Source organism: Pseudomonas sp. 32A (assembly GCF_052682255.1).
On record NZ_JBQYLY010000001.1, the window covers coordinates 140,452 to 157,349 of the forward strand.

Genomic DNA, 16,898 nt, shown 5'->3' on the forward strand with positions numbered 1-16,898 from the left:
CTTGTATGTCGATTTAAAATTTAGCCGAAGAGTATAACGCCCGAAGGCTTACGTCAGTTCGCGGATAGTTACATTGTATCCACGGTCGGAAAAACGGGATTTTGGCGTCAAAAAAGACAGATAACCTGGAAAAGGTGATGGCAGTTTGGTTTTTCTGTCATCCACAGATGCTAATCTCTGCGTGTTCGTCCGCCTTCTGCGGCTAAACGTCGCGCCAAAATGGAGCTTTACTCAAAAAAACGGCCACGCTTTGCGTGCCAGGCCGAGGGAGAGAGCGCCCGACGGACACATACTAATAACTGGGGGAAACACCAATGAGCACTAGCACTGCGGCGGGTCATACTGCTGCACAGCCTGCGTTCCTGTCCAAGGAGCGCATTATCGCCAAGCCCGGGTTCAACCGTTGGCTGGTACCACCGGCCGCCCTGGCCATCCACCTGTGTATCGGCATGGCCTACGGCTTCTCGGTGTTCTGGTTGCCGTTGTCCAAGGCGCTGGGTATCACCGCACCGGTCGCCTGTGCGCCGGACATGAGCTTTATCAGCCAGGTCTTCTCGTCGCAATGCGACTGGCCCATCTCCATGCTGGGCTGGATCTACACCCTGTTCTTCATCTTCCTGGGTTGCTCTGCAGCGATCTGGGGCGGCTGGCTGGAACATGCCGGGCCACGTAAAGCCGGTGTCGTGTCGGCCCTGTGCTGGTGCGGCGGTCTGCTGATCTCTGCGTTGGGGATCTATACCCACCAGATCTGGCTGATGTGGATCGGCTCCGGGGTCATTGGTGGTATCGGCCTGGGCCTGGGTTATATCTCGCCGGTCTCGACCCTGATCAAGTGGTTCCCGGACAAGCGCGGCATGGCTACCGGCATGGCGATCATGGGTTTCGGCGGCGGCGCGATGGTTGGTGCTCCGTTGGCAGCCGCCCTGATGGGCCACTTCGCTTCGCCGACCAGCGTGGGCGTGTGGCAGAGCTTCGTGGTCATGGCCGTGATCTACTTCGTGTTCATGATCGGCGGCGCCTTGTCCTACCGCGTTCCGCCGACCGGCTGGAAGCCTGAGGGCTGGACTGCCCCGGCGAAAAAAGCCAGCAACGCGATGATCACCCACCGTCATGTGCACGTGAACGTGGCCTGGAAAACCCCGCAATTTCGTCTGGTGTGGCTGGTGCTGTGCCTGAACGTATCGGCCGGTATCGGCATCCTCGGCATGGCTTCGCCGCTGCTGCAGGAAGTGTTCGGCGGTAAATTGTTGGGTAACGGCCTGACGTTTGGCCAGCTGGATGCCGGTCAACTGGCTTCCATCGCCGCCATCGCCGCCGGCTTTACCGGCCTGTTGAGCCTGTTCAACATCGGTGGCCGGTTCTTCTGGGCATCGTTCTCCGACTACCTGGGCCGTAAAAACACCTACTTCGTGTTCTTCGCATTGGGCTTTGCCCTGTACGCGTTGATCCCGAACCTGGGTCACCTGGGCAACGTCGCGCTGTTCGTGGCGGCGTTCTGCATCATCCTGTCGATGTACGGCGGTGGCTTTGCGACCGTCCCGGCTTACCTGGCGGACCTGTTCGGTACGCAAATGGTGGGTGCGATCCACGGTCGTCTGCTGACCGCATGGGCAGCGGCGGGCGTACTGGGCCCGGTGCTGGTGAACTACCTGCGCGAGTACCAGTTGAGCATCGGCGTTGAACGCGCTGCAGCCTACGACATCACCTTGTACATCCTCGCAGGCCTGCTGGTGCTGGGCTTCATCTGCAACCTGCTGGTACGACCGGTGGCAGACAAGTACTTCATGACCGACGCCGAACTGGCTGCCGAACAGGCGCTGGGCCACGACAAGGGCGCCGATTCCAGCACCGTGCTGGAATGGAAAGCCTCCTCCGGCAGCGTGCCATTGGCGGTGGCTGCCTGGCTGGTGGTGGGTATTCCGTTGGCGTGGGGCGTGTGGGTCACCCTGCAGAAAACCGCAGTACTGTTCCACTAACACCGCGTAACCCTTGTGGGAGCGGGCTTGCTCGCGAAGGCGATGGATCAGTCAGCACATGTATTGGCTGACCCACCGCCTTCGCGAGCAAGCCTGCTCCCACACAAAGCTGCTCCCACACTTGTACTGACATGTCTATCCTCGACACTCCATCAGTCTTATCCCCTCCGATGTTTCTGTTTAGCGCCCGCGCCCCTATAATGGCTGCCTTTTTCGCCCAATGATTTTGCGGAGCTGGTGATGGCCGAACGTAAGGCGTCCGTCGAGCGCGACACTCTGGAAACCCAGATCAAAGCCTCGATTAACCTGGATGGCACCGGAAAGGCCCGATTTGATATCGGTGTACCTTTTCTTGAGCACATGCTGGACCAGATCGCCCGTCACGGGCTGATCGACCTGGATATCGTCAGCAAGGGCGACCTGCATATCGACGACCACCACACGGTGGAAGACGTCGGTATCACGTTGGGCCAGGCTTTTGCCAAAGCCATCGGCGACAAGAAAGGCATCCGTCGCTACGGCCACGCCTATGTCCCGCTGGATGAAGCGCTGTCGCGTGTGGTCATCGACTTCTCCGGCCGCCCAGGCCTGCAGATGCACGTGCCCTACACCCGCGCCACCGTGGGCGGCTTCGACGTTGACCTGTTCCAGGAATTCTTCCAGGGCTTCGTCAACCACGCGCTGGTCAGCCTGCACATCGACAACCTGCGCGGCACCAACACTCACCACCAGATCGAGACCGTGTTCAAGGCCTTCGGTCGCGCCCTGCGCATGGCCGTAGAGCTGGATGACCGCATGGCCGGGCAAATGCCGTCGACCAAGGGCGTCCTGTAATGCAGACGGTCGCGGTTATCGATTACGGCATGGGTAACCTGCACTCGGTGGCCAAGGCCCTCGAGCACGTGGGTGCCGGCAAGGTGCTGATCACCAGCGATGCCGACGTGATTCGCGAAGCCGACCGGGTGGTGTTCCCGGGGGTTGGCGCGATTCGCGACTGCATGGCCGAGATTCGCCGCCTGGGCTTCGACAGCCTGGTGCGTGAAGTCAGCCAGGACCGGCCGTTCCTCGGCATCTGCGTAGGCATGCAAGCCTTGCTCGACAGCAGTGAAGAGAACGCCGGCGTCGACTGCATCGGCCTGTTCCCGGGCCAGGTGAAGTTTTTCGGCAAGGACCTGCACGAAGACGGCGAGCACCTGAAGGTGCCGCACATGGGCTGGAACGAAGTACGCCAGACCGTGGACCACCCGTTGTGGCACAACGTGCCGGACCTGGCGCGTTTCTATTTCGTGCACAGCTATTACATCGCCGCCGGTAACCCGCGTCAGGTGGTGGGTGGCGGGCACTATGGCGTCGACTTCGCCGCGGCCCTGGCCGACGGTTCGCGCTTTGCCGTGCAGTTCCACCCGGAGAAGAGCCATACCCATGGCCTGCAATTGCTGCAGAACTTCGCCGCCTGGGACGGGCGCTGGTAATGGCCAAGAAGGTCAAGCCGCCGATCTTGAACCTCACTCCCCAGCAGGAGAGTGAGGCCACCGACAAGATCAAGCGTTTCATGGAAGACCGCTTCGAGCTCAAGCTCGGCTCGTTCGAGGTCGCAGAAATCCTCGAACTGTTCACCACTGAAATTGCTCCGCACTATTACAACAGGGCGATTTTCGACGTGCAGACGCACCTTAAAGAAAGGTTCGAAAGCATCGAAAGCGACTTGTGGGCGCTCGAGAAACCCTGATTTCCCGAGCAACGCTGAATATCGAATAAGGTTTGCCAGATGCTGATTATTCCCGCTATCGATCTCAAGGACGGCGCCTGCGTACGTTTGCGCCAGGGCCGCATGGAAGATTCCACGGTGTTCTCCGATGACCCGGTGAGCATGGCTGCCAAGTGGGTGGAAGGCGGTTGCCGTCGTCTGCATCTGGTGGACTTGAACGGCGCGTTCGAAGGCCAGCCGGTCAACGGCGAAGTGGTGACGGCGATCGCCAAGCGTTACCCGAACCTGCCGATCCAGATTGGTGGCGGCATCCGCTCCCTGGAAACCATCGAGCACTACGTGAAAGCGGGCGTGAGCTACGTGATCATCGGCACGAAGGCCGTGAAAGACCCGGCCTTCGTCGCAGAAGCCTGCCGCGCGTTCCCGGGCAAGGTGATCGTCGGCCTCGACGCCAAAGACGGTTTTGTCGCCACCGACGGCTGGGCGGAAATCAGCACCGTCCAAGTGATCGACCTGGCCAAGCAGTTTGAAGCCGACGGCGTCTCCGCCATCGTTTATACCGACATCGCCAAAGACGGCATGATGCAGGGCTGCAACGTACCGTTCACCGCGGCGCTGGCCGCGGCTACCAAAATCCCGGTGATCGCTTCCGGCGGTATCCACAACCTGGGCGACATCAAGTCGCTGCTGGACGCGAAGGCGCCAGGGATCATCGGCGCCATCACCGGCCGGGCGATCTATGAAGGCACTCTGGACGTCGCTGAAGCCCAGGCTTATTGCGACGCCTACAACGGCTGAGGACTGACCATGGCGCTGGCCAAACGCATCATCCCTTGCCTGGACGTCGACAACGGTCGCGTGGTCAAGGGCGTCAAGTTCGAGAACATCCGTGACGCCGGCGACCCGGTGGAAATCGCCCGTCGCTACGACGAACAGGGTGCTGACGAGATTACCTTTCTCGACATCACCGCCAGCGTCGACGGTCGCGACACCACGCTGCATACCGTGGAGCGCATGGCCAGCCAGGTGTTTATCCCGCTGACCGTGGGCGGTGGCGTGCGCACCGTGCAGGACATTCGCAACCTGCTGAATGCCGGCGCGGACAAGGTCTCGATCAACACCGCCGCCGTGTTCAACCCGGAGTTTGTCGGCGAAGCTGCGCAGCACTTCGGCTCTCAATGCATCGTCGTCGCCATCGACGCCAAGAAAGTCTCCGGCCCGGGCGAAACCCCGCGCTGGGAGATCTTCACCCACGGCGGACGCAAGCCGACCGGGTTGGATGCTGTGGAGTGGGCGATGAAGATGGAAGCCCTGGGCGCCGGTGAGATCCTGCTGACCAGCATGGACCAGGACGGCATGAAAAACGGCTTCGACCTGGGCGTGACCCGCGCCATCAGCGATGCCTTGGGCATCCCGGTGATTGCTTCCGGCGGCGTCGGCAACCTGCAACATCTGGCCGACGGCGTGATCGAAGGCCACGCCAGTGCGGTGCTGGCAGCGAGTATTTTCCACTTTGGCGAATACACCGTTCCCGAGGCCAAGGCCTACATGGCGGCACGCGGTATCGTCGTTCGCTAAACGTCACTGGACACCATGGCAGGCTCGCGGCACTCTCTGGGCTTGCCATGGATTCCGGTAACTTTCATGTTCAGAGACCTGCTGCTCGCCTTCGCCAGTGCCACAGTTCTGTTGACGGGTTCGGCTCATGCCGATGAACCGTCCGACGGCGCTTCCCTGGTGCTGCTGACGGAAAACTTCCCGCCGTACAACATGGCGAAAAACGGCAAGAACTTCGCCAAGGAAGAGAACATCGAAGGCATCGCCGTGGACATCGTCCGCGAGACCTTCAAGCGTGCCGGCATTTCCTACAACCTCACTCTGCGTTTCCCCTGGGAACGAATCTACAAACTCGCCCTGGAAAAACCCGGCTACGGCGTGTTCGTGATGGCGCGCCTGCCGGATCGTGAGGCGCTGTTCAAATGGGTCGGCCCCATCGGCCCGGACGATTGGGTGCTGCTGGCCAAGGCCGACAGCAAAATCCAATTGAGCGACCTTGAGCAAGCCCGGCGTTACAGGATCGGCGCCTACAAGGGCGACGCCATCGCCGAGAGCCTTGAGAAACAAGGCCTGAAGCCGGTCATCGTGCTGCGGGATCAAGACAATGCGCAAAAACTGCTCGATGGCCAGATCGACCTGTGGGCCACCGGCGACCCGGCGGGCCGTTACCTGGCGCGCCAGGTCGGGGTGACCGGGCTCAAGACCGTGCTGCGTTTCAACAGCGCGGAGCTGTACCTGGCGCTGAACAAAAACGTGCCGGATGACGTAGTGGCGAAACTCCAGGCAGCCCTCGATCAGTTACGGCAGGAGGGTGTCGTCGATGAAATCATGGGGCGTTATCTCTAGGCTGGGCTCGGCCTGAGGGAGTTCCACGGCCTGCTCGAGCGGCCGTTCGGCTGGCGGCTCGTCAATGCGCTCCGGCTCGGGGGCGGGATACTCGCTCACGTACACATTATCGCCGTTGGTGTAGGTGACGGTGCCGGTCACCTGGCTGCCATCTTCACGCAGCAGGCGATATTCACTCTGGATGACGTAGGCCGCGACGGCTTTGTTGGCCGGGATGTAGGTGATGATTTCCAGCGTCGATAAATCTGCCCAGCCCTTCGCCGAACGCTGGCAATGGGTGAATTCCTGGCCCAGGTGCGCGGAAAAGCTCAATTCAAAGGCGCGGGTATCCGACGGCCATTCACTGCATAGCTCAATGCTGGTGGTGGCGGTGAGGGCTCTTGACTGCTTTCCTGTTTCGCCTTTGGTGGCCGTCCACATGAACGGTTGGCTGGTGGCCGTCTGGTTGTGCCCAAAGCCGACGAACAAGTAGTGATCAATCCTTTCCAGTCGATACATCGGGCAGGTTTGCAATTGTTCGACAGGGCTCAGATCCGGGTCTTTCACGGTAAACCAGGGGAGTTGGCAAAACTGAGGCTGTTCCAGTGTGTGCAGAGCCTCAGGTTGCGCGTAGCCAGAGAGCGGCGGCGGCTTGGGCAACTCCTTCAGATCGGCGGTCAGCGGCAGGCGCAATGAGTAGCTGGCGGTGATCGGCTTGGCATAACTGGCGGTACCGATAAAGGTGCCGGGGGCCAGGTTGATTTCACCAGGGGCTGCGTCGGCGGGCTTGATTTCCCAGGCACTGAAGTCCATTGGCGCACCACTGCCCTTGTCGTTCCAGACCAATTGCCCGGTCCGGGCGGCCATGACCAGATCTTCCCGCACACAGCGCACCGTATTGCGCGAAGGTTTGTCGTAGCCCACGCCGCACACCAGCCCCATGGATACATAACCTTCAGGCGGCAATGGACGCCACAGGGAAAAGTCGGTTCGCGCACCCGAGCCGGCATCCTTCCACACCAGCTCGAACTCATCGGGTGAACGAAGTGCGGTGCCGTCGACCTTATTCGCATCGCTGACGACGGCGACGACGTTCTGCTGGTTGATATTGCGATAGCCTTCGACCGCGATGTCCCCCAGCGGGAAGAATTGGCTCAGCGGGTCGGCTGAAGTGGCCGGCCGCCAAAAGCTTATGGACTTGTAAACTCCCGATCCCCGGTCATTCCACAGGGGGATGAATTCGGACGTGAAATTGATGAGCAGGTCTTTGTATTGAAGTGAGTTCATTGTTTATTTCCTGACGAAGGTAGTTGGGTGCTGATACAGACTCAGCGGGGTTTGAGTAAGTCGATGCGCAAGGTGGAAGGTTGGTCGGCCTGGTCGAAGGCGTAGGTGCAGATCTTGTAAGGCTGGTCCCTGGCGGCAATGATTCGTACGGTCTTGTCCGGGACGTGCGAGCCGGGCGCGTCTTCGAGGGGGTGGTCGTACAGGTCCAGGCCGTCGTCGTCGTGCTCGGTCTCTTGGGTGGGCAAGTGGTTGTAGTCCACCGGGCGCAGGCAATCGGTGGTGGCTGCCGGCCCGTATTTATAGGTGTAGCGATTCATGAAGGGGGGAGCCAGGTTCCAGCTGATGAGGTAACCCTGTAACGCCTGGCGATCCAGCAAGATGTCCACGTCCGGGGTCCTGGCCGGACCGGGTTCGGCGAGTTCGACGGCGAGGGTCAAGGCGTTTTGCATCATGCCCGTGGTCACGGGCTGTTCGGCGGACTCCACGCCGACGATACACAGCATGTGCATCCCTGTTTGCGGGCCGATGGCGTCGTTTATATGCGCATTGGCAGCGTTGACGGGCGCACTGTAGAGCGACGGGTTTTCACACTCAATCGCACGTCGGGTGACTTTGTAGCGATAGAACGGGGTGTTGACGGTGAACGCCAGGTCCCAACGTGGCGTGATGTCCTGGCCTCTGCCGCGGGGTTTTTTCACGAAATACTGCTGGATGGGTTTCGGGTTGCGAAATTCGATTGAGGTGGTGGGGTAGAGGTTGCAGGTCTGGGCATTGGCTTGCAGGACACCGTCGACAAAGCAATCGTTGAGAAAGGTCACCGGGCTGCCGTAGTGGGTGTCGGCATGCCAGACCGGCAACCCGGCGTGAATCTCACAGGGCGCCTCGCGCTGGCATTTGTTTTCCTCGGACTGGCCGGCGGTACTGGTGCCAAGAATGCCAAAGAGACGGTTGCCATCGCGGGTTACCAGCGGCCCGCCAAAGCTGCCGTGCCGGATTCCCTGGCATTGATTTTTCATGGTCACTCGCCAGACGAAGGGCTGTTCGACGGTTTCCTCGGAGCGTTGCTGGGTACAGGCCGACAGGTGCAGGGTTTCCCACTCGGGTGCGCTCAAGGCCAGGATGTCGCTCCCGTCGGCGGGGACTTCTTCTGCCAGTTTCAGGGGGTGAATGCCGCGGGCTATCAACGTGGCCAGAGGTTTTTCCAGTTCAATGATCGCCAGGTCGACGCCTTGGCTGCTGCCCCACCTGAGGGTTTTCAGGGAGAAGGTCTTGAGCTGTTCCAGCGTGTCGTCAAAGTAGTTGAAGCTGATACTGCCCTTGATAGGCAGGTCTTTCTGTACCGTGCCGTTGAGCCGATGAATGCAATGGCTGCTGGTGATCACATAGGCCGGACCGGAGTTGCCCTGTGCGTCTCGGGTGTCCAGCAGGCTGGCGGTGCAGAGGGTGTTGGATTCGTTACGGATGCGGCCGATGCCGCTCCAGTGGCTGTGCTGCCGGTTCGCGTTGGCTAGCATCCGTGGAGGGCCACCGTTTACCAGGCCTTCGCCAAAATCCCGGGCCTGCGTGGGGGCTGTGATCAGTAAGATGGATAGCACGCTGGCGAGCGCGCAGTAGGTGCTCTTCATGAGAGGTCTCGATAGTTGAAGCATGACGGCTTGCCTGTTGGCGATCCGCTGCCCGAGGGGCAGGTGTCAATATCGGGGGAGGGGCGGGAGGTGCGGCAGTACTTATGTAGGCATGGAAAAACTGCCCGTGCTCAGCGGTATCTACCGTTTTTACCGTGGCCGGCCATGGCCTGGTTACTGCGAACGCTGATCATCAACTTGATATCGATCCATTCCACGCCCTGGGCCTTGAGCTTGGGCAGCTCACGTTCCAGCACCGCCAGGGTTTGCGGATAGGGGTGGCCGATCATTACGGCCGAACCCTGTTTGTGGGCCAGCTTGATCGCGGTCTGCAATTGAGTGGTGATGGCCGCTTCGGTGCGTACGTCATCGAGGAACACATCCCGCGAGACGCTGGCCAGACCAATCTTCTGCGCCTCGGCGGCAGCGACGGTTTTGGCGCTGGTGCGGCTGTCGACGAAGAACTTGTGGCGCCGTTGCAGCTCACCCATCAACCAGGCCATCGCCTCCGGCTGGGCGGTCATGCGGCTGCCCATGTGGTTGTTGATGCCGGCGGTGTAAGGCACGGCCTTGAAGGCCGCGTCCAGGCGTTTGCCGAGCTCTTCGATGGGCAGGTCGGGGTGCCAGGCGAACGGGCCGGTGGCCGGGTCCATGGGCATGTGCAGGATGACGATCTTGCCCGCCTTGTGGGCTTCGCGGGCGAATTCGGCGGCGTGGGGTGTGTCGGGCATGATCGCCGTGGTCACCGGGCCGGGCAGGGCGAGCACACGACGATCCCGGGGCAGGTTTTGCCCGAGGTCGTCGATGATCAGGGTCAGGTAGGCTTTGTGTTCAGCGGAGGCTGCACTGGCGGGGTTGCCGTGGGCAACTCCCGCCAGACAGCACAGCAACGCGACGATCAGTCCACAACGCATATCAACGGCTGCGCGTAATGCTCAAGCCCTTGAGCAGGCTCAGCGCCTGGGCCAGTTGATAATCGTCGTCCTGCGGCATCGGCTTGGCTTTCGAGCCGCTGCCGGTTGGCTGGTCTGCGCCGCCATTGCCATTGCCCAGGTGGCCCTGCAGGTCAGCTTCCTTGTAGAACTCGCTGTCGACTTCGTTGGTGATCTTGGCCTTGCGCACTTCGATGTCCGGCACGATGCCCTGGGCCTGGATCGAGCGACCATTCGGCGTGTAGTACAGCGCCGTGGTGATCTTCAAGGCGCGCTCGTTGTTCAGCGGCAGCACGGTTTGTACCGAGCCTTTGCCGAAGCTGGTGGTGCCCATCAACACACCGCGTTTCTGGTCTTGCAAGGCGCCGGCGACGATTTCCGAAGCCGAGGCGCTGCCGCCGTTGATCAGTACAACCATCGGCACGCCTTCGCTGAGGTCGTTGCCGGTGGCCGAGAAGCGCAGTTCGGAGTTGGCAATACGGCCCTTGGTGTAGACGATCAGGCCCTTGGTGATGAAGTGGTCGACCACTTCCACCGCCGCCTGCAACACGCCGCCCGGGTTGTTGCGCAGGTCGAGCACGATGCCGCTGAGTTTCTTGCCGTTGTCTTTACGCAGCTTGGCCAGGGCCTTGGCCACTTCGTCGCCGGTCTTGACCTGGAACTGGGTGATACGGATGTAGCCGTAGCCCGATTCCAGCAGTTGGGCCTTCACGCTCTTGACCGTGATGGTGGCGCGCGCCAGGGTCACGTCAAACGGGTTGCCGCCGTCGCGTACCAGGGTCAGGGTAATTTTCTGGCCGAGCTTGCCGCGCATCTTGTCAACGGCTTCGGTCATGGTCTGGCCGCGGGTCGGCTGGCCGTTGATCTTGACGATCAGGTCGCCCGCCTGGATCCCGGCCTTGGAGGCCGGCGTGTCGTCGATAGGCGAGACTACTTTGATCTGGCCGTCTTCGGCGCCCACTTCAATGCCCAGGCCACCGAATTCACCGCTGGTGCTCTCCTGCAGTTCGGCAAAGTCTTCCGGGCCCAGGTAGGCGGAGTGCGGGTCAAGGTTGCTGAGCATGCCCTTGATGGCATTTTCCAGCAGGGTCTTGTCGTCCACAGGTTCGACATAAGCGGCCTTGATCCGGTCCATGACCTCGGCGAAGGTGCGCAACTCGTCCAGCGGCAGCGGGGCCTTGGTGGTCGCGGCCGTGGCTGACTGGGCGGTCTGGTCGGCGAATGCCAAAGGCGCGCCGATCACCAGGGCGATCGTCAGGGCCAGCGATGTGAGGCGGGACAAATGCAGCATGTCGAACGAACTCCTAATGTAGATGCGACCCTTATCCTTGGGTGCGGCACCATTGTGCCGGGTCGCTCGGGCGGCCCTGCTGACGAATAGCGAAGTACAGCGCCGGAGTGTCCTGGCCACCACTGTTACCGACAGTGGAGATGGATTCACCGGCTTTTACAACATCACCTGCCGCTTTAAGCAAAGTTTGATTGTGGCCGTAAAGGCTCAAATAGCCATTACCGTGGTCAAGAATCACCAGCAAACCTGCGCCGCGCAGCCAATCGGCGAACACCACACGGCCGCCGTGAATGGCGTGGACCTGAGTGCCGGCACCGGCACTGATCATCACACCGTCCCACTTGGCGCGGGTGTCATCGCCACGGGTTTCACCAAAGCGTGCCAGTAATCGACCATCAACTGGCCATGGAAGTTTTCCCCGGGCTGAAGCAAAAGGTCCGCCAAACGATTCGCCGGCGCTGGAAACCAGCGGGCCAGGCGCTGCACGCGCCGGTTTACGCGGGGCCGGGGCATCGGTGGCGCTGGCAACGGCCTCGGCCGCCTCACGCTCGCGCTTTTTTTCGGCTTCCTGCTGGGCGATCAGCGCTTTTTGCCGCGCTTCTTCGGCCTCGCGGGCCTGGCGCGCCAGGGTTTCCTCGATGGTTTTCAGGACTTTGGCCAGGTCGGCCTGGTCTTGCTCGCGATTCTTGAGCTTGGCATCCCGGGCCTTTACGTCGTCATTCAGCTTGGCCAGCGCCTGCTGGCGCTCCTTGCGAACCTTGTCCAGCTCGTCGCGCTGGCTGTCGAGGGCGCTTTTCTGGTCGAGCAACTGCGACTGCTGGTTAGCGATTTCCTGCTCGACATTGGCCAACTGGCGCAGGGTCTCGTTGAAGCTTTTCAGTTGCTCCAGGCGGGCCTTGCTCAGGTAGTCGTAATAGGTAAGGGTGCGGGCGAATTTCTCCGGGTTCTGCTGGTTGAGCAGCAGCTTGAGGTATTCCTGGCGGCCGTTCTGGTAGGCGGCGCGGGCCTGGATCGCGATCAGGCGTTGCTGTTCAACGCGGGCGCTCTGGAGTTTTTTTTTCTCAGCGTCGAGTCGCTCCAGTTCCGACTCGCTCTTCTTTAATTCTTTTTGCAGCTCCTGGACCTGCTTCTCCAGCTTGCCCATCTCGGTTTCCGTGCCGCGCAGGTCTTTCTGCACGCCGGATTTCTCTTCCTGGAGCTTGCCGAGCAGCTTCTTGAGCTCGGTAATGTCCTGACGCGTAGCGTCCAACTGTTGTTGGGTTTGTGCACGCTCATCGGCAAATGCCGGTTGGAGCAGGCAGACAATAGCAAGGGTAATCAAGGCGCGAAGCATAGAGGCGGGCGACACCAGGGAAAGGGACGGCCTAGTATGCCCGCCAAGCGCTGCAAAAAAAACGCCTCAAAGCCAACTGCTTTGAGGCGTTCGTCATAAAAAGCCGTTTCGGGCGATTTAACCGGGCGGTTTTGCCATTAAACCAATATCGAAGTGCCAGTCATCTCTTTCGGCTTCTCCAGCCCCATCAGCATCAGCATGGTCGGTGCCACGTCGGCCAGTACGCCGCCGTCACGCACTTTCAGGTTGCGTTTGCCGACGTAGATGAACGGCACCGGCTCGGTGGTGTGGGCGGTGTGGGCCTGGCCGGTGGATTCGTCGGACATTTGCTCGCAGTTGCCGTGGTCGGCGGTGATCAGTGCTTCGCCACCTACCTTGTCCAGCGCGTCGACGATGCGGCCGACGCACAGGTCCAGGCATTCCACGGCTTTTACCGCCGCTTCCAGGTTGCCGCTGTGGCCCACCATGTCGCCGTTGGCGTAGTTGACCACGATCACGTCGTAACGCTGGTGTTCGATGGCGTTGACGATCTTGTCCGTGACTTCCGGGGCACTCATTTCCGGCTGCAGGTCGTAGGTGGCGACTTTCGGCGACGGGATCAGGATGCGCTCTTCACCCGGGAACGGTTCTTCACGACCGCCGGAGAAGAAGAAGGTGACGTGGGCGTATTTCTCGGTTTCGGCAATGCGCAGTTGGGTCTTGCCGTTTTTCGCCAGGTAATCCCCCAGCACGTTTTCCAGGCTGCCCGGGGCGAATGCCGACGGGGCCGGGATGTTGGCGGCGTATTGGGTCAGCATCACGAATTCGACTTTGGGCTGGCGGGCGCGTTCGAAGTCCTTGAAGCCGTCGTCGACAAACACATGGCTCAGCTCGCGGGCACGGTCGGCGCGGAAGTTCATGAACACCACGGCGTCGCCATCTTCGACTTTTACCGGTTCACCGATGGTGGTGGCCTTGACGAATTCGTCGCTCTCGCCACGGGCGTAAGCGGCTTCCAGGCCTTCCTGGGCAGTGGCGGCGTTGAATTCGGCCTGGCCGTCGACGATCAGGTTGTAGGCCTGGGCTACGCGGTCCCAGCGGTTGTCACGGTCCATCGCGAAGTAACGGCCGACCAGGCTGGCGATGCGGCCCTTGCCGAGGGTCTTGAAGGTTTCGTCCAGCAGTTCGATGGAGGACTGGGCGCTTTTCGGCGGGGTGTCGCGGCCGTCGAGGAACGCGTGCAGGTAGATTTTTTCGGCGCCGCGCTTGAAGGCCAGTTCGGCCATGGCGATCAGGTGGTCCTGGTGGCTGTGGACGCCGCCGTCGGACAGCAGGCCCATGAAGTGCACGGCCTTGCCAGCCTTGACTGCCTTATCCACTGCCGCGCAAAGAGTCGGGTTCTCGAAAAACTCGCCGTCGCGGATCGATTTGGTCACGCGGGTGAAGTCTTGATAGACCACTCGTCCGGCACCGAGATTCATGTGGCCGACTTCCGAGTTGCCCATCTGGCCGTCCGGCAGGCCAACATCCATGCCCGAGCCCGAGATCAGGCCGTTCGGTACGGTAGCGCTCAGACGGTCCAGTACTGGCTTCCTGGCCGAGTACACAGCGTTGTCGTGGTGGCTTTCACTGTGTCCGAAGCCATCGAGAATTATCAGGACCAAAGGTTTAGGCGTAGTAGTCATAGATCCTCTCGCGGCAGTAATGAATGAAGGCAATTGAAAAGGGAGTGGCAGTTTAAAGCGAAGTTCCGACCACGTCACCGCTTTACGGGGGTTGGCCGACCATGACGGCTGTGTATACTTACCGCCATTTTAACGCCCTGGAACCTCCTTGATGGTTGATCACCTGATTGCATTTGCCACTACCCACTATTTGCTCGCTGGTGCGTTCGTCGTACTGCTGGCGCTGCTGATCGCTCACGAATTGAGCCGCGGTGGCCGCAGCCTCAGCACGTCCGAGCTGACCGCCCTGGTCAACAAGGATGAGGCTGTAGTGGTGGACATTCGTCCCGCCAAGGATTTCGCCGCCGGCCACATTGTCGGCGCGCTGAACATTCCCCAGGACAAGCTGATTTCGCGCCTGGCCGAGCTGGAAAAGCACAAGGCCAAGACCATCATCCTGGTCGACGCCCAGGGCCAGCACTCCGGCACTCACGCCCGCGAGATGCTGAAAACCGGCTTCAACGCCGCCAAACTGTCGGGTGGTATTTCCAGCTGGCGTGGCGACAACCTGCCGCTGGTGAAGTGATATGAGCCAGGTTGTCGTTTATTCCAGCGATTATTGCCCTTATTGCATGCGGGCCAAGGCCCTGCTTGAGAAAAAGGGCATTGCCTTCGAAGAGATCAAGGTTGATGGCAAGCCCCAGGTGCGCGCCGAGATGACCAAGAAAGCGGGACGCACGTCCGTGCCGCAGATCTGGATCGGTGACAAGCATGTCGGTGGATGCGATGACCTGTTTGCACTCGAGCGCGCCGGTAAACTGGATGCGCTGCTTCACGTCTGACTCCTAACCCCTAAAAGACCCCAAGATCACGAAGGATCTGCGATGACTGACCAACAGAACACCGAAGCGGCAGCAGAAGAAGCTCAAGGCCCACAATTTTCCCTGCAGCGTATCTACGTACGTGACTTGTCGTTCGAAGCGCCAAAAAGCCCGGCCATCTTCCGTCAGGAATGGACCCCGAGCGTTGCGCTGGACTTGAACACCCGTCAAAAGGCGCTGGAAGGCGACTTCCACGAGGTCGTGCTGACCTTGTCGGTGACCGTCAAGAACGGCGAAGAAGTGGCCTTCATCGCTGAAGTGCAACAGGCCGGTATCTTCCTGATCCAGGGCCTAGACGAAGCGTCCATGAGCCACACACTGGGCGCGTTCTGCCCGAACATCCTGTTCCCGTATGCCCGTGAGACCCTGGACAGCCTGGTCACCCGTGGCTCGTTCCCGGCGCTGATGCTGGCTCCGGTGAACTTCGATGCCCTGTATGCGCAAGAGCTGCAGCGCATGCAACAGGAAGGTTCGCCAACGGTTCAGTAAGCTGTTGCTGCATAAAAAAGCGCCATAACAGGCGCTTTTTTATTGGGCGAGCCCCTGTAGGAGCGAGCTTGCTCGCGAAAAACCTGAGAGCGCCGTGTCCATTCAGGATGCGCGCGTCATCGTTAACGTTTTTCGCGAGCAAGCTCGCTCCTACAGAGGAATAGGGGGCTATTTGAAACCGAGTTGGCGCCAACCCTCATAGACGGCGACGGCCACGGTGTTGGACAGGTTCAGGCTGCGGCAGCCTTCGCGCATCGGCAGGCGCAGGCGGTGGCCGTCGGGCAGGGCGTCGAGCACGTCCGCCGGCAGGCCGCGGCTTTCCGGGCCGAACAGGAAGGCGTCGCCTTCGGCAAAGCTGGCATCATGGAACGGTCGCGAGCCTTTGGTGGTAAACGCGAACAACCGTGGGTGGTTCAGGCTTTCCAGGCAGCTGGCGAGGTCGGCGTGGCGTTGCAGGGTGGCGTACTCGTGGTAGTCCAGCCCGGCGCGGCGCAGGCGCTTGTCGTCCATGTCGAAGCCCAAGGGCTCGATCAAATGCAGGTGGCAGCCACTGTTGGCGCACAGCCTGATAACGTTGCCGGTATTCGGCGGAATTTCTGGTTGAAAAAGGATGACGTGAAACATGCACGGCTCCGAAGGCAAAGATGCGCTGCATTCTACCCCTGAAGAAGACCCCAGGCCGAAGCTATTGCCACGGGTTTTAGGCTCGTTGGCGATTGTCGGCTTGATGGTGGGCCTGATGATCGGTCGGCTGACCACGCCAGACCCGGTCGAGCTGCAGCAGGTGGAGCCTGCGGCCGATGGCCTGGTGGTGTGGTTCAACAGCGAGCCCAAGCTGCACGGCGAGCATATCGACGGCACGGTGGCGCTGCTGTTCGACGCGCTGGGCAAGGCTCAGGGCGGGCAACTGAAGGTCAACGACAAGGATGTGAACTGGCGCATCCGCAAGACCGATGGCGGCTTGCTGCTGAACCTGGTGGCGGCTCGGCCGTTGCGTGGGGCGTGGTCGGGGGCGAAGGTCGAGGGGCGCTGGCGGGTGGAGGTCCATCTCCAGGAGCAATAAAAGAGGGAATCCCCGGCCTGCCTGTACCAAGGTTCCCAAAACGGGCTGGGGCTATGGGCGCGTTGCCTCATAAGCCCCGGGTGTAAAGAAGGGAGTTCCCGGCCTGCCTGTACCAGGGCTCCCAAAACGGGGTGAAGCCAAAGGCTTCGGTGTTAAAGAGGGAATCCCCGGCCTGCCTGTACCGAGGTTCCCGAAACGGGTGTGGGGCGCGACGCGATCCGCATCAAGCACCCCGGGTGTAAAGAGGGGATTCTCGGCCTGCCTGTACCAAGGTCCCCGAAACTGGGT

General features: G+C 60.9%; 18 protein-coding genes. 11 read left to right on the top strand and 7 right to left on the bottom strand.

Annotated features, from left to right (window positions below; all coding sequences use genetic code 11):
- Window positions 1–314 precede the first annotated feature (314 nt).
- The 7 genes from ACUN0G_RS00655 to ACUN0G_RS00685 all read left to right on the top strand — a co-directional run bounded on the left by ACUN0G_RS00655 (window position 315) and on the right by ACUN0G_RS00685 (window position 6,087).
- The gene (locus ACUN0G_RS00655; RefSeq protein WP_010169062.1) at window positions 315–1,976 is read left to right on the top strand and encodes an OFA family MFS transporter; all 1,662 of its coding nucleotides are present in this window, start codon (window positions 315–317) and stop codon (window positions 1,974–1,976) included.
- 240 nt (window positions 1,977–2,216) lie between these two features.
- Window positions 2,217–2,810, top strand: a complete 594-nt coding sequence (gene hisB / locus ACUN0G_RS00660) for an imidazoleglycerol-phosphate dehydratase HisB (protein WP_003218037.1) — start codon at window positions 2,217–2,219, stop codon at window positions 2,808–2,810.
- Complete coding sequence (gene hisH, locus ACUN0G_RS00665) at window positions 2,810–3,448, top strand: imidazole glycerol phosphate synthase subunit HisH (protein WP_017478168.1); 639 nt, start codon at window positions 2,810–2,812, stop codon at window positions 3,446–3,448. The genes hisB and hisH overlap by 1 nt, the downstream gene beginning before the upstream one ends.
- Window positions 3,448–3,705, top strand: coding sequence for a DUF2164 domain-containing protein (locus ACUN0G_RS00670; protein WP_003218033.1), 258 nt, complete (start codon window positions 3,448–3,450; stop codon window positions 3,703–3,705). The genes hisH and ACUN0G_RS00670 overlap by 1 nt, the downstream gene beginning before the upstream one ends.
- Before the next feature lie 39 nt (window positions 3,706–3,744).
- Complete coding sequence (hisA, locus tag ACUN0G_RS00675) at window positions 3,745–4,482, top strand: 1-(5-phosphoribosyl)-5-[(5-phosphoribosylamino)methylideneamino]imidazole-4-carboxamide isomerase (protein ID WP_003187784.1); 738 nt, start codon at window positions 3,745–3,747, stop codon at window positions 4,480–4,482.
- A gap of 9 nt (window positions 4,483–4,491) precedes the next feature.
- Entirely contained in the window at window positions 4,492–5,262 is a 771-nt protein-coding gene (hisF, locus tag ACUN0G_RS00680) for an imidazole glycerol phosphate synthase subunit HisF (protein WP_017138643.1), read from the top strand.
- Between the two features lie 66 nt (window positions 5,263–5,328).
- A complete protein-coding gene (locus ACUN0G_RS00685) occupies window positions 5,329–6,087 on the top strand; it encodes a substrate-binding periplasmic protein (RefSeq protein WP_445572490.1) in 759 nt (252 codons plus the stop codon).
- On the opposite strand, the gene ACUN0G_RS00690 is transcribed toward ACUN0G_RS00685, so the two are convergent.
- The 6 genes from ACUN0G_RS00690 to gpmI form a co-directional block, all read right to left on the bottom strand.
- Window positions 6,040–7,353, bottom strand: coding sequence for a Vps62-related protein (locus tag ACUN0G_RS00690; RefSeq protein WP_445572491.1), 1,314 nt, complete (start codon window positions 7,351–7,353; stop codon window positions 6,040–6,042). The genes ACUN0G_RS00685 and ACUN0G_RS00690 overlap by 48 nt on opposite strands.
- Before the next feature lie 41 nt (window positions 7,354–7,394).
- The gene (locus tag ACUN0G_RS00695) at window positions 7,395–8,867 is read right to left on the bottom strand and encodes a trypsin-like serine protease (protein WP_445572492.1); all 1,473 of its coding nucleotides are present in this window, start codon (window positions 8,865–8,867) and stop codon (window positions 7,395–7,397) included.
- Window positions 8,868–9,109: 242 nt separating this feature from the next.
- Window positions 9,110–9,892, bottom strand: a complete 783-nt coding sequence (locus ACUN0G_RS00700; protein WP_445572493.1) for a divergent polysaccharide deacetylase family protein — start codon at window positions 9,890–9,892, stop codon at window positions 9,110–9,112.
- Window position 9,893: 1 nt separating this feature from the next.
- On the bottom strand, window positions 9,894–11,201 hold the full coding sequence (locus ACUN0G_RS00705; RefSeq protein ID WP_258343255.1) for a S41 family peptidase: 1,308 nt from the start codon (window positions 11,199–11,201) through the stop codon (window positions 9,894–9,896).
- Window positions 11,202–11,232: 31 nt separating this feature from the next.
- A complete protein-coding gene (locus ACUN0G_RS00710; RefSeq protein ID WP_445572494.1) occupies window positions 11,233–12,534 on the bottom strand; it encodes a peptidoglycan DD-metalloendopeptidase family protein in 1,302 nt (433 codons plus the stop codon).
- Window positions 12,535–12,671: 137 nt separating this feature from the next.
- Window positions 12,672–14,198 carry a 2,3-bisphosphoglycerate-independent phosphoglycerate mutase gene (gene gpmI, locus ACUN0G_RS00715; protein ID WP_445572495.1) on the bottom strand — a complete coding sequence of 509 codons (1,527 nt, stop codon included), beginning with the start codon at window positions 14,196–14,198 and terminating at the stop codon, window positions 12,672–12,674.
- 151 nt (window positions 14,199–14,349) lie between these two features.
- On the opposite strand from gpmI, the gene ACUN0G_RS00720 reads away from it, so the two are divergent.
- The 3 genes from ACUN0G_RS00720 to secB are packed head-to-tail and all read left to right on the top strand — an operon-like array spanning window position 14,350 to window position 15,547.
- On the top strand, window positions 14,350–14,763 hold the full coding sequence (locus tag ACUN0G_RS00720) for a rhodanese-like domain-containing protein (protein ID WP_003218014.1): 414 nt from the start codon (window positions 14,350–14,352) through the stop codon (window positions 14,761–14,763).
- A gap of 1 nt (window position 14,764) precedes the next feature.
- A complete protein-coding gene (gene grxC / locus ACUN0G_RS00725; protein WP_010169095.1) occupies window positions 14,765–15,019 on the top strand; it encodes a glutaredoxin 3 in 255 nt (84 codons plus the stop codon).
- 42 nt (window positions 15,020–15,061) lie between these two features.
- Window positions 15,062–15,547: a protein-export chaperone SecB gene (gene secB / locus ACUN0G_RS00730; RefSeq protein ID WP_003218009.1), complete on the top strand. Its 486-nt coding sequence runs from the start codon at window positions 15,062–15,064 to the stop codon at window positions 15,545–15,547.
- A 168-nt stretch (window positions 15,548–15,715) separates the two neighbouring features.
- On the opposite strand, the gene ACUN0G_RS00735 is transcribed toward secB, so the two are convergent.
- A complete protein-coding gene (locus ACUN0G_RS00735) occupies window positions 15,716–16,171 on the bottom strand; it encodes a tRNA (cytidine(34)-2'-O)-methyltransferase (protein WP_003218007.1) in 456 nt (151 codons plus the stop codon).
- Between ACUN0G_RS00735 and ACUN0G_RS00740 the strand changes: the two genes are divergently transcribed.
- Entirely contained in the window at window positions 16,170–16,610 is a 441-nt protein-coding gene (locus tag ACUN0G_RS00740) for a hypothetical protein (protein WP_445572496.1), read from the top strand. The genes ACUN0G_RS00735 and ACUN0G_RS00740 overlap by 2 nt on opposite strands.
- The last annotated feature ends 288 nt before the right edge of the window (window positions 16,611–16,898 follow it).

Excerpts from the sequence above, each read along its gene's own strand:
- ACUN0G_RS00720 (WP_003218014.1), top strand. The coding sequence starts at position 14,350 with ATGGTTGATCACCTGATTGCATTTGCCACTACCCACTATTTGCTCGCT.
- ACUN0G_RS00695 (WP_445572492.1), bottom strand. The coding sequence starts at position 8,867 with ATGCTAGCCAACGCGAACCGGCAGCACAGCCACTGGAGCGGCATCGGC.
- ACUN0G_RS00685 (WP_445572490.1), top strand. The coding sequence starts at position 5,329 with ATGTTCAGAGACCTGCTGCTCGCCTTCGCCAGTGCCACAGTTCTGTTG.
- ACUN0G_RS00735 (WP_003218007.1), bottom strand. The coding sequence starts at position 16,171 with ATGTTTCACGTCATCCTTTTTCAACCAGAAATTCCGCCGAATACCGGC.
- ACUN0G_RS00700 (WP_445572493.1), bottom strand. The coding sequence starts at position 9,892 with ATGCGTTGTGGACTGATCGTCGCGTTGCTGTGCTGTCTGGCGGGAGTT.
- hisH (WP_017478168.1), top strand. The coding sequence starts at position 2,810 with ATGCAGACGGTCGCGGTTATCGATTACGGCATGGGTAACCTGCACTCG.
- ACUN0G_RS00740 (WP_445572496.1), top strand. The coding sequence starts at position 16,170 with ATGCACGGCTCCGAAGGCAAAGATGCGCTGCATTCTACCCCTGAAGAA.
- gpmI (WP_445572495.1), bottom strand. The coding sequence starts at position 14,198 with ATGACTACTACGCCTAAACCTTTGGTCCTGATAATTCTCGATGGCTTC.
- ACUN0G_RS00655 (WP_010169062.1), top strand. The coding sequence starts at position 315 with ATGAGCACTAGCACTGCGGCGGGTCATACTGCTGCACAGCCTGCGTTC.
- secB (WP_003218009.1), top strand. The coding sequence starts at position 15,062 with ATGACTGACCAACAGAACACCGAAGCGGCAGCAGAAGAAGCTCAAGGC.
- ACUN0G_RS00690 (WP_445572491.1), bottom strand. The coding sequence starts at position 7,353 with ATGAACTCACTTCAATACAAAGACCTGCTCATCAATTTCACGTCCGAA.
- grxC (WP_010169095.1), top strand. The coding sequence starts at position 14,765 with ATGAGCCAGGTTGTCGTTTATTCCAGCGATTATTGCCCTTATTGCATG.
- hisB (WP_003218037.1), top strand. The coding sequence starts at position 2,217 with ATGGCCGAACGTAAGGCGTCCGTCGAGCGCGACACTCTGGAAACCCAG.
- ACUN0G_RS00710 (WP_445572494.1), bottom strand. The coding sequence starts at position 12,534 with ATGCTTCGCGCCTTGATTACCCTTGCTATTGTCTGCCTGCTCCAACCG.
- ACUN0G_RS00670 (WP_003218033.1), top strand. The coding sequence starts at position 3,448 with ATGGCCAAGAAGGTCAAGCCGCCGATCTTGAACCTCACTCCCCAGCAG.
- hisF (WP_017138643.1), top strand. The coding sequence starts at position 4,492 with ATGGCGCTGGCCAAACGCATCATCCCTTGCCTGGACGTCGACAACGGT.
- ACUN0G_RS00705 (WP_258343255.1), bottom strand. The coding sequence starts at position 11,201 with ATGCTGCATTTGTCCCGCCTCACATCGCTGGCCCTGACGATCGCCCTG.
- hisA (WP_003187784.1), top strand. The coding sequence starts at position 3,745 with ATGCTGATTATTCCCGCTATCGATCTCAAGGACGGCGCCTGCGTACGT.